Source organism: Thalassobaculum sp. (assembly GCF_040219215.1).
GTDB lineage: Bacteria > Pseudomonadota > Alphaproteobacteria > Thalassobaculales > Thalassobaculaceae > Thalassobaculum_A.
In genome coordinates this window covers 196907-211751 of record NZ_JAVJSX010000008.1, presented here as the reverse complement: position 1 = coordinate 211751, position 14845 = coordinate 196907, and the positions used below count along the sequence as shown (strand labels likewise).

17 protein-coding genes are annotated in these 14845 nt (G+C 66.5%); 11 read left to right on the top strand and 6 right to left on the bottom strand.

The genetic code is table 11. The features are described 5' to 3' along the window. Nucleotides 1-4 precede the first annotated feature (4 nt). Both RIC54_RS06370 and RIC54_RS06365 read right to left on the bottom strand, forming a co-directional pair. On the bottom strand, nt 5-835 hold the full coding sequence (locus RIC54_RS06370) for a carbohydrate ABC transporter permease (RefSeq protein ID WP_350085574.1): 831 nt from the start codon (nt 833-835) through the stop codon (nt 5-7). Nucleotide 836: 1 nt separating this feature from the next. Then, nucleotides 837-1775, bottom strand: coding sequence for a carbohydrate ABC transporter permease (locus tag RIC54_RS06365; RefSeq protein ID WP_350085571.1), 939 nt, complete (start codon nt 1773-1775; stop codon nt 837-839). A gap of 206 nt (nt 1776-1981) precedes the next feature. Here RIC54_RS06365 and RIC54_RS06360 point away from each other — a divergent pair, with 206 nt between their 5' ends. The 5 genes from RIC54_RS06360 to RIC54_RS06340 all read left to right on the top strand — a co-directional run bounded on the left by RIC54_RS06360 (nt 1982) and on the right by RIC54_RS06340 (nt 6341). Then, nucleotides 1982-3052: an ABC transporter ATP-binding protein gene (locus RIC54_RS06360; RefSeq protein WP_350085568.1), complete on the top strand. Its 1071-nt coding sequence runs from the start codon at nt 1982-1984 to the stop codon at nt 3050-3052. A 69-nt stretch (nt 3053-3121) separates the two neighbouring features. Then, nucleotides 3122-3706 carry a PAS domain-containing protein gene (locus tag RIC54_RS06355; RefSeq protein WP_350085565.1) on the top strand — a complete coding sequence of 195 codons (585 nt, stop codon included), beginning with the start codon at nt 3122-3124 and terminating at the stop codon, nt 3704-3706. Nucleotides 3707-3852: 146 nt separating this feature from the next. Beyond that, nucleotides 3853-5373: a 4-hydroxyphenylacetate 3-hydroxylase family protein gene (locus RIC54_RS06350; RefSeq protein ID WP_350085562.1), complete on the top strand. Its 1521-nt coding sequence runs from the start codon at nt 3853-3855 to the stop codon at nt 5371-5373. 1 nt (nt 5374) lies between these two features. Next, nucleotides 5375-5899, top strand: a complete 525-nt coding sequence (locus RIC54_RS06345) for a flavin reductase family protein (RefSeq protein ID WP_350085559.1) — start codon at nt 5375-5377, stop codon at nt 5897-5899. Between the two features lie 22 nt (nt 5900-5921). Then, entirely contained in the window at nt 5922-6341 is a 420-nt protein-coding gene (locus RIC54_RS06340) for a RidA family protein (RefSeq protein WP_350150866.1), read from the top strand. Nucleotides 6342-6390: 49 nt separating this feature from the next. On the opposite strand, the gene RIC54_RS06335 is transcribed toward RIC54_RS06340, so the two are convergent. Beyond that, a complete protein-coding gene (locus RIC54_RS06335) occupies nt 6391-7860 on the bottom strand; it encodes an aminotransferase-like domain-containing protein (RefSeq protein WP_350085553.1) in 1470 nt (489 codons plus the stop codon). An 89-nt stretch (nt 7861-7949) separates the two neighbouring features. Between RIC54_RS06335 and RIC54_RS06330 the strand changes: the two genes are divergently transcribed. Together RIC54_RS06330 and RIC54_RS06325 are read left to right on the top strand one after the other, a co-directional pair. Further along, nucleotides 7950-8849: a DMT family transporter gene (locus RIC54_RS06330; RefSeq protein WP_350085550.1), complete on the top strand. Its 900-nt coding sequence runs from the start codon at nt 7950-7952 to the stop codon at nt 8847-8849. 15 nt (nt 8850-8864) lie between these two features. Beyond that, nucleotides 8865-9497, top strand: a complete 633-nt coding sequence (locus RIC54_RS06325) for a LysE family translocator (protein ID WP_350085547.1) — start codon at nt 8865-8867, stop codon at nt 9495-9497. Nucleotides 9498-9513: 16 nt separating this feature from the next. Here RIC54_RS06325 and RIC54_RS06320 read toward each other — a convergent pair whose 3' ends face one another. Together RIC54_RS06320 and RIC54_RS06315 are read right to left on the bottom strand one after the other, a co-directional pair. Then, complete coding sequence (locus RIC54_RS06320) at nt 9514-9825, bottom strand: hypothetical protein (protein ID WP_350085544.1); 312 nt, start codon at nt 9823-9825, stop codon at nt 9514-9516. A 192-nt stretch (nt 9826-10017) separates the two neighbouring features. Continuing rightward, on the bottom strand, nt 10018-10386 hold the full coding sequence (locus RIC54_RS06315) for a hypothetical protein (protein ID WP_350085541.1): 369 nt from the start codon (nt 10384-10386) through the stop codon (nt 10018-10020). 327 nt (nt 10387-10713) lie between these two features. Between RIC54_RS06315 and RIC54_RS06310 the strand changes: the two genes are divergently transcribed. From RIC54_RS06310 to RIC54_RS06300, 3 genes are all read left to right on the top strand, one after another. Beyond that, entirely contained in the window at nt 10714-11082 is a 369-nt protein-coding gene (locus tag RIC54_RS06310) for a LysR family transcriptional regulator (protein WP_350085538.1), read from the top strand. Nucleotides 11083-11114: 32 nt separating this feature from the next. After that, nucleotides 11115-11648 carry a LysR substrate-binding domain-containing protein gene (locus tag RIC54_RS06305; protein WP_350150863.1) on the top strand — a complete coding sequence of 178 codons (534 nt, stop codon included), beginning with the start codon at nt 11115-11117 and terminating at the stop codon, nt 11646-11648. Nucleotides 11649-11836: 188 nt separating this feature from the next. After that, entirely contained in the window at nt 11837-12934 is a 1098-nt protein-coding gene (locus RIC54_RS06300) for a response regulator (RefSeq protein WP_350085532.1), read from the top strand. Here RIC54_RS06300 and RIC54_RS06295 read toward each other — a convergent pair. Beyond that, entirely contained in the window at nt 12931-13875 is a 945-nt protein-coding gene (locus tag RIC54_RS06295; protein WP_350085529.1) for a DMT family transporter, read from the bottom strand. The genes RIC54_RS06300 and RIC54_RS06295 overlap by 4 nt on opposite strands. A gap of 66 nt (nt 13876-13941) precedes the next feature. Between RIC54_RS06295 and RIC54_RS06290 the strand changes: the two genes are divergently transcribed. Then, nucleotides 13942-14820, top strand: coding sequence for a sulfurtransferase (locus tag RIC54_RS06290; protein ID WP_350085526.1), 879 nt, complete (start codon nt 13942-13944; stop codon nt 14818-14820). The last annotated feature ends 25 nt before the right edge of the window (nt 14821-14845 follow it).

The following is a 14845-nucleotide window of genomic DNA, read 5'->3' as shown; positions in this document are numbered from 1 at the left end:
CCTCCTATTTGACGCCAGAGAACAGGAATGAATTGACGAATTGCCGCTGAAACAGCGCGAACGCCGTCAGCAGCGGGGCCGCCACCAGGAAGGTGCCGGCCGCTATCACGCCCCATTGCGAAGCGCTCTCCGCCCCCATGGTGAACGAGGCGAGTCCGATGGTGAGGGTCTGGTTGTCAGGCGACGAGATGACCATCAGCGGCCACAGGAACTCATTCCAATGGCTGACCACCGACACGATCCCGAAGGCGATCATCCCCGGCCGGGCCAGCGGGACCAGCACCCGCCAGACCAGTTGCCACCAGGTGGCGCCGTCGACGATCGCCGCCTCCTCGAAGTCCTTCGGGATCGTGCGGAAGGTCTGGCGCATCAGGAACACCCCGAACGCCGATGCGAAGTACGGGGCCATCACGCCGACCAGGCTGTCGTACAGGCCGAGCCGGACGATGGTGACCAGGTTCGGCACGATCAGGATCGGCGGCACCAGCATGAGTTGGAGCAGGAACGCGTAGAACACCAGTTCCTTGCCGGGAAACCGAAGCCGAGCGAACGCGTAGCCGGCCAGCGTCACGGTCGCGAGTTGAACCGCGAGCGTTCCGGCGCACACGATCAGCGTGTTCAGGTACAGCAACGGAAAGTCGGCCGACTCCAACGCCTCTGCAAAGTTCGCCAGGGTCGGGGTGAAGTCCGGCCACAGCGACGCCATGTCCAGACCGCCGAAGTTCTGCGGCCGGAACGACGCGATCACCATCCACAGCAACGGTGTCGACCACACCAGCACCACGGCCGACAAGGCAGCCACCGCCAGAAGCGCCGCAGGATTGGCTCGGCGCATCTCAGGCCTCGTAGTGGATGCCGCGCTCAAGCGTGCGCAGCGACAGGAAGGACAGGGCCAGCAGCCCGGCGACCGACAGCACGGTGGCCGCCGCGGCCTTGCCGTAGTCGTAGTTCTCGTGGGCCTGCTGGTAGATGTAGAACAGCAGAAGGTTGGTGGAGTCCGATGGCCCGCCCTTGGTAAGAACCACGACGTGGTCGACCTGGGTGATGACGTTCACGAACGCGATCACCAGTACGAACGCCATGGTCGGACCCAGCAGCGGCAGGGTGATGCGCCGGAACCGCGCCCAAGAACCGGCTCCCTCGATCCGCGCCGCCTCGTACAGGTCGAGCGGGATCGCCTGCAGCCCGGCCAGGAAGAACAGCATGTAGTAGCCGGCGTTCTTCCACACCGTCAGGCCGATCAGCGACCACAGCGCCAGATCGGGATTGCCGAGCCAGCTGGTATTGCCGGCCCCCAGCTTGGCGAGATGGTAGTCCAGCAGGCCGATGCCCGGCAGGAACACGAACAGGAACAGCGCGGCCGCCGCCACCAGCGGCAGCAGGACGGGGAAGAACACGATCGTGCGCAGCGTCGCGTTGAAGCGGGTCGCGTCCTGCAGTCCGACGGCAAGCGCCAGGGCGATCGCGACCGACGGCAGGATGGTCCCGACCGCGTAGATCAGGTTGTTGACCAGCGCTCTGCCAAAACTCGGATCGGCCAGCAGCCGCTCGAAATTGCCGATGCCGAACGTCGTCGCCTCGACGCCGAACACCTCGATGGTGATCGATTGAAGTAGAACCTGGCCGATCGGCCAATAGGTGAACGCCGCCAGGAAGACGACCGACGGCAACAGCAGCAGCGCAGCGCGCCCGGCTTCCGAGCGCTTCCGACTCGCCGGCCGGCCGACCGATCGCGACGGGAACACCGTGTCGATCGAACTGTCCACCTCTGCCACCAACCGCGCGCCCTCCCCCGTGTTTCGGACTGCGCGGAACCTGACGAGACAGCGTTACGGTGGTGTGTCGGTTGGATGGCCGCGTCGTGAACCTTCGGCGACAGATCGGCGCCAGCGACGCCGATCTCGGTGGGGCCGTACCCTCATCATCAAACCGTCACTCAAACCGACTAAGGGAGGTCCGACACGCAAAAGGAGACCCTGTCATGGCCCAGATCGAACTCGACGACGTCCGCAAGTCATTCGGCACGCTGGAGGTGATCCACGGGGTCGACCTGGACGTCGCGGACGGCCGGTTTGCCGTGGTGGTCGGCCCGTCGGGCTGCGGGAAGTCCACCCTGCTGCGGATGGTCGCGGGACTGGAGGACGTCAGCAGCGGCACCATCCGGATCAGTGGCCGGGACGTGACCGATGTCGAGCCGAAGGATCGCAATGTCGCCATGGTGTTCCAGAACTACGCCCTGTACCCGCACCTGTCGGTCGCCCGGAACATCGCTTTCGGACTGGAGTTGCGCGGCGCACCGCGGGCCGAGATCAAACGCCGGGTCGGACGCGCGGCCGAGATCCTGCACCTGGAAGACCTGCTGGAGCGCAAGCCGCGTCAGTTGTCGGGTGGTCAGCGCCAGCGGGTCGCGATGGGCCGCGCGATGGTGCGCGAGCCGGACGTCTTCCTGTTCGACGAGCCGCTGTCGAACCTCGACGCCAAGCTGCGCGTTACCATGCGGATGGAGATCAAGCGCCTGCACGATGAGTTGGGCGCGACATCGCTGTACGTTACCCACGACCAGATCGAGGCGATGACCATGGGTGACGTTCTCATTGTCATGAATGACGGTCATGTCGAGCAGATCGGAGAGCCGCTGGAGGTCTATGAGCGGCCGGCGTCCACCTTCGTCGCCTCCTTCATCGGCTCTCCGCCGATGAACTTCCTGCCAGCAATGGTGGAGGGAGCCGACGTATCGTTCTGCGGCGGCCGGCTGGCGCTGACCAACGCCTCTCCGCACGGCCCGGCGATCCTGGGTGTTCGTCCGGAGCACCTGATCGTCGACCCCGAAACCGCCGCGTTCCGCCTGTCCGTCCGAATGGTCGAGCCGCAGGGTGCCGAGACCATCGTCCACGGCGTCGCCGAGAGCGGCGGCCGTGAGGTCGAAGCCGCCGCCGTGACGGTTCGCCTGCCCGGTGTGCATCGGATACAGCCCATGGATATCCTGCCGCTGGCCGCCAGGGCCGAACACCTGCATCTGTTCGACACCGAGCGCGGGCGCCGGATGTCCTGAACGCCGTTAACGCTCCGTTCACGGTTTGCACAGCAGCCTGTAGGGCCATTCCGTCCGGAGCCAGGTGTGTTGAGCATTCATCCAGTTCACGACGTGTCGCCGGCGATCCTGCCGCTGCCGGCAAACATCACGGTCGACCCGGACATCTGCACGATGGCCGAGTACTGGCGTTCAATGGTCCGGTCCGGCGAAACAATCCCGCACCGCGACGACCTCGATCCGCTGCTCGACGTGCCGCATTTGGTCCCCAATGTTTTCCTGGCCGACGCCCTGGACGGGGGCGACGATTTCCGGATCCGGCTGTGCGGCACGCGGATCGCCGACATGCTGGGTTGCGACTCGACCGGCCTCAAGCTCTCCGAGCTCACGACCGGCCATTATCTTCAAGCCATCACCAGTGTGTATCGGCAACCCCTTGTCCTCGGGGTGCCGGTCTACAGCCGATCGGAATTCCGTCCGCCAAGCGGTGAGCCAATCCAGGTCGAGCGGCTGACGCTGCCCCTGCGCCGGTCGCCGCCGGAGGCACCGATGCTGATGGTCATCCAGAAGTTCCATGGCCAACGAACCCCGGTCCACGGCCGCTTTGCCCAGGTCATCGCCGCCGCCAGCCACAGCCCGGAAAGCTACGATTTCACCTGCTACCTGCTCGACTGATCGATCGAACGAACCGATTGATTTTGATTTTCCAAATCAATTTCTCGGAAACTACTAGTTTCCCGATGTTAACGATCGCCCCATTCTTGGACTGAACCGATGAGGCCATTGGCCTGCCGCGGTTCAGCCATTGCTGGAGGTCGACCATGATCCGAACGGGTGCCCAATACCGTGACTCGATCCGCGACGGCCGCGCCGTCTACATCGGCGGCGAGCGGGTCAGGGACGTCACCACCCACCCGATGTTCAAGCCGCTGGTCGACATCCGGGCGCGCATCTACGACATGCAGCACGAAGCCGCGACCAGCGGTGCCCTGACATTCGAGAAGGACGGCGAGGTCAACGCGATCGCCAACAAGCTGCCGATGGTCCAGCAGGACTGGTGGGACAAGCGGCGCGCCACCGACACCGTGCTGGAAGACATCGGCGGCATCGTCACCCGCGTCGGCGACGAGACGGTCGGCGAGATGTGGTCGCTGTACGACGGCCAGGACGTCCTGAACGAGGTCGACCCGCAGTTCTCCGCCAACATCCGCGCCCACATCGACCACGTCCTGCACGCCGATCCGTTCCACGTCTCGGCCAACACCGATCCGAAAGGCGACCGATCCAAGGCGCCGCAGGACCAGGACCCGGACATGCTGCTGCATGTCGTCAAGGAGACCGATTCCGGCATCATTGTGCGCGGCGCCAAGTACGAGACCGCCGCCGCCTACGCCAACCAGGCCTTCACCAAGCCGACGATCGCCAACTGGGGCAACGCCGCGCTCAGCGACTACGCCGTCGGCTTCGTGTGCGACCTCGGCTCGCCGAACCTCAAGTTCATCTGCCGCACCGGTTTCGCCGGGCGGGCACCGGCCGAGGACTACCCGCTGTCGAACCGGTTCGACGAGGTCGACACCCTGGTCATCTTCGACAACGTGCTGATCCCTTGGGAAAACGTGCTGTTCTACCGGCACACCAAGGCGGCGACGTTCATCCGCTCCTGTCTGCACCGCTACTCGGCGTTCGCCTTCGTGCAGCGCAACCTGAAGCTGGCCGACATGATGATCGGCGCCGCCCTGTTCAACGCGCGGCAGACCGGGCTCGACAAGCAGCAGGCGGTGCAAGAGAAGCTGTCGACCCTGGCGGTCTATCGCGAAGGCATCAACGCCCACCTGACGGCGGCGATTGCCCTGGCCGAGCGCAGCCCGGCCGGGCTGCTGATGCCGAACCAGTCGCTGCTGTACACCGGCCGGGTGCTGGCCTGCTCGCAGCTCCACGAGATGATGCACCTGGCCCGCGAGCTGTGCGGCGGCCAGATCTGCGTGACCCCGGACGCCGCCGCCTTCGCCGCGCCGGAGACCAAGCCCTGGCTCGACAAGTACTACACGGTCAACGAGGACTGGGTGGCCGACGACCGGCGCCGGCTGCTGGCGCTGGCCCGCGACATGCTGAATTCCGACTATGCCGGCCACCGCCTGACCTTCCAGCTGTTCGCCCAATCGCCACCGTTTGCGCATCTGGCCGCGGTGCACCGCAACTTCGACTGGGACGGCCCGCTGCAGTTCGTGCAGAAAGCCGCCGGCCTGTCGGACAAGGTTCTACCGGTGTCCGGCCGGACGCCCGGCGACCGCGCCGTAAGCCAGTGGTTCAACGAACGGACCTCCGACAAGGCGGCCGAGTGACATGGCAGTGGCCCGCGCCATGACAAACGACCCGACGCTGCGCGACCGGTTCCTGGACGCCATGAGCGCCACCGCCTGCACGGTCAACATCGTCACCACCGACGGCACCCGGGGACGCGCTGGCGTCACGGTGTCGGCAATGTCGTCGATCTCCGCCGATACCGACCAGCCGACACTGCTGGTCTGCGTCCATCACCTGAGCCCGGCGGCCGATGCCATCCTGAAGAACCGTGCCTTTTGCGTGAACGTGCTGCGCGACGACCAGTCGATTGTTGCCGATCGGTTCGCCGGCCGAGTGCCCGCGATCAACGGCGACAAGTTCGCCGGCAGCATCTGGGCACCGATGGCGAGCGGCGTGCCGCGCGTCGTCGACCCGCTGGCGGCGTTCGACTGCCGGCTGCTGTCGTATCAGCGGGTCGGCACCCATTTCGTCCTGGTCGGTGCCGCCGACGACATTTTCGTGGCCGGCTCGGGCAAGCCCCTGGTCTACGCTCGGCGCGCCTACGCTACCGCAGTCCCTCTCTGACCCCGAGCCGGAGTCCACGTCGATGGTCGTCCACAAGCGCATCCGCCAGTTCAACACCGCCGACACCTATCCTGAGCAGAAGCTCGTCAATGACCTGTGCCAGGTTGTGGTGGCGCGCGGCAGCATGGTGTTCGTGCGGGGCCAGATCGGCCAGGACCTCGAGACCTCGGCCAGCGTGGCGATCGGTGACGCCGCCGGACAGGCCGAGCAGGCGATGGCGAACATCGCCATGCTGCTGGAGGAGGCCGGAGCGAAACTGGAGCACATCACCAAGATCACCATCTACCTGATCGACCCACGTTACCGCGAGGCGGTCTACCGGGTGGTCGGCCGCTGGCTGAAGGGCGTGTTCCCGGTGTCGACCGGCATCGTCGTGTCCGCCCTGGCCCGCCCGGAATGGCTGGTCGAGATCGACGCCATCGCGGTGATCCCGGACGACTGAACGGGCTGTCCTTTCGTGGCCGGACGCCGAGCTGCCCCGAGAAATGCCGTCATCCGGGATGCGTTCCACCGTCAGTGGCACGGTCCGGGAGGACAACGGGTGGAGTGACGTCAGCGGGTGCTGCCATCGCTCGACCTAGAGTCTCGAAGATCCGCGGTTCGGCGCATTGCGCGACGTTGAAGCGCAGGAACCTCCCGGCCGAGCCCGATGGGCTGAACACGTTGCCCGGCGCCAACACCACGCCCTCCTCCAGCGCCCGGCGCGCCACCGCCGTGGAATCGATGCCTTCCGGCAGCTCGGCCCACAGGAACATGCCGCCGCGCGGCTCGGTCCACAGCCTCAGTCCCGCCGAGCGCAACCGGCGCGCCGTTTCGCCCATCGCCCGCGCGAGCTTGCCGCGCACAGCGTCCATGTGCCGGCGGTAGCTGCCGTCGATCAGCATCCGATGGACCAGTTGGGCGGCCATCGAGCCGTTGCCGAACGCGGTTGCAAGTTTCAGGTCGGCCATGCCGTCGATCCAGTCCGGCCGCGCCGCGACGAACCCGCAGCGCAGCGCCGCCGACAGCGTCTTGGAGAAGCTGCCGATATGGATCACCCGTTCCAGTCCGTCGAAGGCTGCCAGACGAGGCGCCGGCTCGGTCTCGAAATCGGCGAAGATATCGTCCTCGACCACCACCATGTCATGGGCCTCGGCGATCTTCAGCAGCCGATGCACGCTGGCCGCCGGCAGGCTGGCGCCGGTCGGATTGTGGAGTGTGGCGTTGGTCAGGTACAGCCGCGGCCGATGCTCGGCGGCGGCCCTGGCGAACCCCTCCAGGTCGGGCCCGTTCGGGGTGTAGGGCACGCAGGCCACCGTGACCCGGTGTGCCCGCAGAATGGCCTGGAAGTTGAAATAGCAGGGGTCGTCGAGCAGCACCGTGTCGCCCGGCTGCAGCAGGAACCGGCAGACCAGATCGATTGCCTGGGTACCGGAATCGGTCAGCAGGATCCGGTCAGGCCCCGCCTCGATCCCGCGTCCGTCCAGCCGGTCGGCGAGATGCCGGCGCAGCGGTGGGAATCCGAGCAGGGAATCGTACTCCGCCAGGTCGGCCGAGGTATCCCGGGCCAGCCCGCGCATGGCCCGGCGCAGCGCCGTATCGGGCAGCCAGTGGGACGGCAGCCAGCCACAGCCCGGCTTCGGAACCCCGCCGCCCAGGTCCAGAGACTGCCGCATGATCCACAACGGATCGATCGTCTGGTCGGCGCGCGGAGCCCGCGGCGCCAGCGAGAACGGCCGGGTGCGGCGGGTCACGAAGAAGCCGGATCCCGGGCGCGCCGTGATCGTACCCTCCGCCACCAGCCGGTCGTAAGCCTCGACGGCGGTCGACTTGGATACCCCCAGCGTCCCGGCCAACCGCCGAAGCGACGGTACGCGGGCGCCCGGCGTCAGGCTTCGGGTGGCGATCCGTTGCCGGATCATCTCCATCACCGCCTCGACCAGGGTCTGGTCGGGTTCCGGCTGCAGGTCCGAGACCGCCATCCGTACGCCTCTTTGATCCAGTACAGTTTGTCGAAATTGTATTGTAGCGTCCCTGGTCAACGGCGCCAGAGTGAAACATCATCGCCGGCATGAACGCTCCATCGATCGCACTCCCCCCATCCACCGCCGCTCAGACCGCCTTTGCCTGGGGCAACGGCCTGATCGGCATGGCCATCTTCAGCGGCTCCCTACCGGCCACCAAGATCGCGGTGATGAGCTTCGATCCGATGTTCCTGACCCTGGCGCGCGCAGCGATCGCCGGACTGGTCGGCATCGGGCTGCTGGTCGCCCTGCGTCCGCCCCGGCCCGAACGCCGCGACCTGATACCGCTGATCATCGTCGCCTTCGGCGTGGTTCTCGGATTTCCGCTGCTCACTGCGTTGGCGCTGCAGTTCGTCACATCGGCCCATGCCATGGTCTTCATTGGCCTGCTGCCGATCGCGACGGCTATTTTCGGAGCAATCCGGGCCGGCGAGCGGCCTCGGCCGATGTTCTGGGTGTTCTCGCTGATCGGCGCCGCCATCGTCGGCGGCTACGCGGTGCGCGACGGTACCGACGCGTCGCTGGTCGGCGACGGCCTGATGCTGGCCGCCATCGTGGTGTGCGGGCTGGGCTATGCCGAGGGTGCGCGGCTGTCCCGCCATCTCGGCGGATGGCAGGTGATCTCCTGGGCGCTGCTGCTGTCGCTGCCGGCCACCTTGCCGGCCGCCTTGTTGACCCAGCCGGGTTCGTGGTCCGGCATCGGCTGGCCGGCGCTGACGGCGCTCGGCTATGTGTCGCTGTTCAGCATGCTCATCGGCTTCGTGTTCTGGTACCGCGGCCTTGCGCTCGGCGGCATCGCTGCGGTCGGCCAGTTGCAGCTCCTGCAGCCGTTCCTCGGTTTCGCGCTGGCGGCCCTGCTGCTGGGCGAGACGGTCGGCTGGTCCCTGCTGGCAGCGGCCGGCTCGGTGGTCCTGTGCGTCGCCGGGGCGCGGCGATTCGCCCGCTAAGGGAAGACCTGGACCATGATCGACCTCACGGCTCTCGCCGGGTTCGCCCTGGTCGCGCTGGGCATGGTCCTGACCCCGGGCCCCAACATGATCTATCTGATCTCGCGCTCGGTCTGCCAGGGACCGGTGGCCGGGCTGATCTCGCTGGGCGGCGTCACGCTCGGCTTCGTGGTCTACATGCTGTGCGCCGCGTTCGGCATCACCGCCCTGGTGTTCGCCGTGCCCTACGCCTACGACGCCCTGCGGTTCGCCGGCGCAGCCTATCTGCTGTACCTCGCCTGGCAAACGCTCCGGCCGGGTGGGCAGGCACCGTTCCAGGTCCGCGCGCTGCCGCGCGACGGCCTGCGCCGGCTGTTCCTGATGGGCTTGGCGACCAATTTGCTGAATCCGAAGATTGCAATCCTCTACCTGTCGCTGCTGCCGCACTTCATCGACCCGCAGAACGGTAGCGTCCTGACCCAGTCTATCGTCCTCGGGTCCGTCCAGATCGCGGTCAGTGTGACTGTCAACGCGCTGATCGCGATCGGTGCCGGCTCGATCGCCGGTTTCCTGGCCGAGCGCCCGGTCTGGCTGGCGGTTCAACGCTGGCTGATGGGAACAGTACTGGCCGGGCTCGCCGTCCGGATGGCCGTCGACGAGTCTCGGTAGATCGAAGGCCGGATCTCTAACCCAGCCTCGCCCAGACCGAGCACGCCGACGTGCCCGGGTATTGGACGAACCGGTCGGTCCGCCGGTCCCAGTAGAACGACACCCCGCGTGAGCCCTTCGGCAGGAAAACCACGAGTTGGTTCATGGACATCCCGCGCCGCTGGCACAACCCGAAATCATCCTCCGTGGGCTGCAGGTGCTCGGAAATCGGCGCCTTGATCAGGATGCTGGCCGCAGCGGCCTGACCGACAGGCAGCAACGGCAACGGCAACGCCGCAAGCGCCGTGCCGAACCCTACGGCGAACCATATGAGAGTCCATCTCGACATCAGGTCAACAGTCGTCCCAGCCAGCCAATTGCCAAGTCACGAACTCACCATTGCGCGCAATCCGTATGCGGGTTTGATGATTGATCTGGAGCGATCCAGGGTGCGATCGGGGAGCCGGGTTCGTCCTAGCATTCAAGGCTGAACAGTTCGTTTACAGCGCCCCAATAAACGAACCTCCTGCCCTGCGTCGATTCAGCGGTTCTGCGGCGGAGCATGCGTCCGCATCAGCATCTCGACCGAGTCGACCTGCCCGATCCGCAAAGCGAACCGACCGTGCAGGCGTTCCAGGATTTTCTCCGACACCATCGGCATCGGGATCTTCCGGGCCAGGCAGTCCTCGATCAACGCCTCCAGGATTTCCTCGGACTTGAACGGAACGATGGTGGCCGGGCCAAGACCGCTCTCCACCAGGAGCCGGCCGTTGATCTCCTTCTCGCCGACCGGTTCGGCGTTGACGACCTTTCCCTCGGGGAGCGGCTTGTTGTGGCTTCGGGCATAGGCCGTCAGAGCGGCTGCCGCCTCACTGGGCGTGAAGACCAGGAATCGGAACTCAGCCGGCACCGTCATCCTCCCATGCGCCACAGTCGACGAAGACCGCCGCTTGCGCTTCCAGGGGAATTTGCCCGTGGATCAAGCTGAGCGGGTCGATTCGTAAATGCACAATGCGGGAATCGCCATAAGAATCCACCCTCAACTACCGCTGCTGCGTTAATTCCGGAGTGTCACGCGACACTCCGGCTCGTCTTGTAACCTCACGGTCGATTTGCCCGGCAACACCGGCTCCACCTTAATGACCACAGCGTTTGCGGCTATTGTGGTCAGCCGCAACGCCGAGACCCGCCCGACGAAGCCACGCCGCCCTGCGCACCGGGACCCGCCGCCTTAGCCATGCGCTTCACCTTTCGACAACTTCAGTATTTCATCGCCGCCGGCGAGTCCGGCAGCATCGCCCTGGCCTCCGAGGCCATTCGGATATCGCCGCCGTCGATCTCTACCGCGATCAGTCAGCTTGAGCGCGAGTTGGGAGTACAGCTGTTCATCCGCCACCATGCCCAGGGCCTTTCCCTGACTCCGGCGGGCCGGGTGCTGCTGCGCGAGGCCAGGCGGCTGATCGAACAGGCCGAGGGGCTGTATGCCGTGGCATCGGAAGCCGGCGAGCAAGTGCGCGGGGAACTGGCGGTCGGGTGCCTGATCACCATGGCACCGATGGTGCTGCCCGAGTTGACCCACTCATTCACCGCCGCGTCCCCCAGGTGACGATCCGTCACCACGAGAACCATCAGGAGTGGTTGCTTAACAGCCTGCGCCGGGCCGAGATCGATGTTGCGGTCACATATGACCTGCAGATCCCCGATGGCATCACGTTCACGCCGCTCGCCAGCCTGCCGCCGCACGCGCTGGTCGCCGAATCCCATCCGATGGCCAGGCACGCCGCTGTGACGCTCGCGGCGTTGGCCGCCGAACCCCTGGTCCTGCTCGACCTGCCAATGAGCCGGGAGTACTTCCTGGCCCTGTTCATGAAAGAGGGCGTGCAACCGATCATCCACTCCCGCTCGCCGCACCAGGACGTCGTGCGCACGATGGTCGCCAACGGCTATGGCTACACGCTGGCCAACGTGCGGCCTCGTTCCGATCTGGCCCTGGACGGCCGGCGAGTGGTCCGCGTTCCGCTGGCGGGCGAACACGCGCCCATGCGGATCGGCATCGCCACGCTGGCGCAACTCAGGACGTCCCGGCTGGTCCAGGCGTTCGAGCGACACTGCCGAAGCTACATTTCGGACGCTCGTATTCCGGGCATGGACGCCCCCGTCGAGGAACGATAGGCACGGCATACCCGGCAGAATCCTCCCGTTCACCTGCAACCGGGCCGGTTCGACTTCCCCGGATCCCACCATTCATCGCCGGCCGGCGACCCGGACTCGTTATCCGTGAATGACTCAGTTGGTTAAGCCGACAACCGGCACGCCTCTTGCTCCGTGGACTGCGTTACAACCAGGACGGGGAGTCGAACATGACGCAGCGGCAGGAGGGACGCATTCTGGTCGCCAGCGGCCAGCGCGATGATGCGGTCCGCATCCACAACGCCTATCCCGCGCTGGACGACACTTCAATCGAATGGGTCGCGACCTCGACCGAGGCGGTCGACCAACTGCGCGACCCGCGCCACCACTTCACCATCGCCCTGCTCGACCGGGACCTGGCTCCGGAGCCGGCGCATGCGGTGTTCAACTTCATCCGGCGCGATCCGGCAAGCCCGTACCCCGGGCTGGCCATCGGATTGATCGGCACCGGGATGCAGCCCCAGGACATCCGTCGCGCAATGCACGCCGGCTGCCTGCTGTCGCTCAGCCGGCCGTTCCAGCCAGAAACGCTTGCTGCCGCAGTTCAGCGCTGGCCGCTCGATCGCTCCGACTTCCTGGTCAGCGGTGCCTATGTGGGACCGGAGCGGCGTCGTGCCGGCGACACCGCCGACGCCGACCAGCGCCGCAGGACCCTCGCGATCGAACAATCGATCGCCTCGACCGCCCCGGTCTACGACATCGCGCCGGAAACCACCGGATTCCGGTTCAAGCGCCTGCCGGCCGGCAACACCCCCTCGCCTACCGCCCTGTCGCTGCGCAACGGCCTGAGACGCGCCACTCTGAACCCGGCGGTCGCCCATATCGTGGTCAAGAAACGCGAGGGGCTGGGCATGCTCGGACGTCAAGCCGAGGCGATGGGCGAAACCTGGCGGCATCTGCAGGCAACGCTGGCGCCGCGCCTGCTGACCCGGCTGAACACTCAGGCCGTGCAATGCGCCGACCTTTCATCGGAGCGTGGCCTGCTGCTGATGGGCGCCATCAACCGCTCGCTGGCCAAGTACAGCGCCGGACGCCACCGGCTCGGCCCCCGGCTGGTCGCCTTCCTGCGAGCGCATCTTGACGGCGTAACGGTCGCCCTTCGACACCGCATCGACGATGACGGCGGGCCCACCGGTCGCTGCATCATGGCGGCGCTGAAGGACGCCGAGCGGCGATTCGTCGACCCGGATCAGGACGGGCAGAATCCGTCTCCGCCTGCGTCCATCCTGGATACCGGCCAAACCGCCTCGCGCCAAACCGGCGCCTAATCCCCGGTGGTGCGGCTGGTCTTGGCCGGCTCGACGGTCGGGCGGCCGACCTGCCGGGCCCGCGACTCGCGATGCGCGATGTACAACGCGCTTGCGATGATGATCGCCGACCCGATCCAGGTGTACAGGCCGGGCGCTTCGGCGAACATCGCATAGCCGATCAGAGCCGACCACAGCAGCTGCAGGAACTTGGCCGCCTGGATCGCCGACATCTCGCCGACCTTGAAGCCCTGGGTCATGCACAGGTGCCCGACGGTCGCCAACCCGGCGATCACGATGGTGATGATCCACTCGTCGATCGTCGGCGCCTTCCAGACCAGCATGGCCGGAACGAATGTCACCAGGGTCACGATGATCGACAGGTAGGCCACAACCGCCGGACCGCTCTCCCGCCGGGTCAGTGACTTCGCGCACAGGTCCGAGGCGGCGAAGATCGGCGCCGCGATCAGCATGGCGATGGCACCCGGATCCACCTCGGCAAACCCCGGCCGCACGATCAGCAGCGCTCCGAACAGCCCCACTACGACGGCAACGATCCGAGGCAGCCTGATGCTTTCACGCAAAAACAGGACCGCGCCGATGGTTGCGAACACCGGGTTGGTAAACCCGATCGCCGTCACCTCGGCGAGCGGGATCCGGGTCATGGCATAGAACCACAGCATCACCCCGGTGCCGTGCATCAGGCCACGCAGAAGGTGCAGCTTCAGGTTGGCCGCCACCACGTCCGGCCAGCGCAGGCGAATGAAGAACGGCGCCAGGAACAACAGGCCGAACCCGTAGCGCATGAACGAAGTCTGGATCGGGTCCATGTGCGAGCCGACATGGCGGACCAGCGCCATGAAGCAGGAGAAGATCAGCCCGGACAGGGCGATCCACAACATTCCCTGGACGTTCGGAGGTACTGCCGCGAAAGCGGCGCGCCACTTGGTGACGAGCGGCATCAGATGATTTCCGGGTATGCTCGGCACCGACAGGCACCATGGACACCGACAAGGGAGCACGCAGCCATGACCGGATCAAGCCTCATCACCCTGCCGGACAGTCTGGTATCCACCGACTGGCTGGCGGCGCATCTTGGCTCGCCCGGCCTGCGTGTGTTCGATACCACCTGCTTCCTGCTGCCCGATCCCAAGACCACTCTGCGCGCCGAGACGGGTCGCCCGGCCTACGAGGCGGCGCATCTTCCGCAAGCTGCCTTCCTCGACATTACCGGCGACGACTTCTCCGATCCGGCCGGCGCGTTCCGCTTCACCATGCCAAGCCCGCAGCGGCTGGCCGAGTCGTTCGGCGCCCATGGCATCGGCGACGACACGGCGGTCGTCCTGTACGCCGCCGACAACCCGAGCTGGGCCACCCGGTTCTGGTGGATGCTGCGGGTCGCCGGCTTCGACAAGGCCGCCGTGCTGGATGGCGGACTGAAGAAATGGCAGGCCGAGGACCGGCCGGTTGAAACCGGCGTTGCGCACTATCCGGCGGCCACCATGACCGCCATGCCCCGGCCGCACCTGGTTGTCGGGCGCGACGGCGTGCTGGAAGCGCTTGGCAGCGGTGCCTGCGTCATAAACGCGCTGTCTCCCGAACAGCATCGCGGCGACGGCAGCCACTACGGCCGGCCCGGCCGGATTGCCGGCTCGGTCAACGTCGCGTCGCGCGAACTGCTCGACCCCGCCACCAACGCCTTCAAGCCGCAAGCCGAGATCGCCGACATGATGCGCGGCTCGGGCGCGCTCGACGCCGAGCGGGTCGTGCCGTATTGCGGCGGTGGGATCGCCGCCAGCGTCACCACCTTCTGGCTGACCCGTCTCGGGCACGGCAACGTCGCGCTGTACGACAACTCGCTGTCGGAGTGGGTCACCGACCCGAACCTGCCGATGGTGACGGGCTGACCGGCACAGCACACGGCACCGTTTC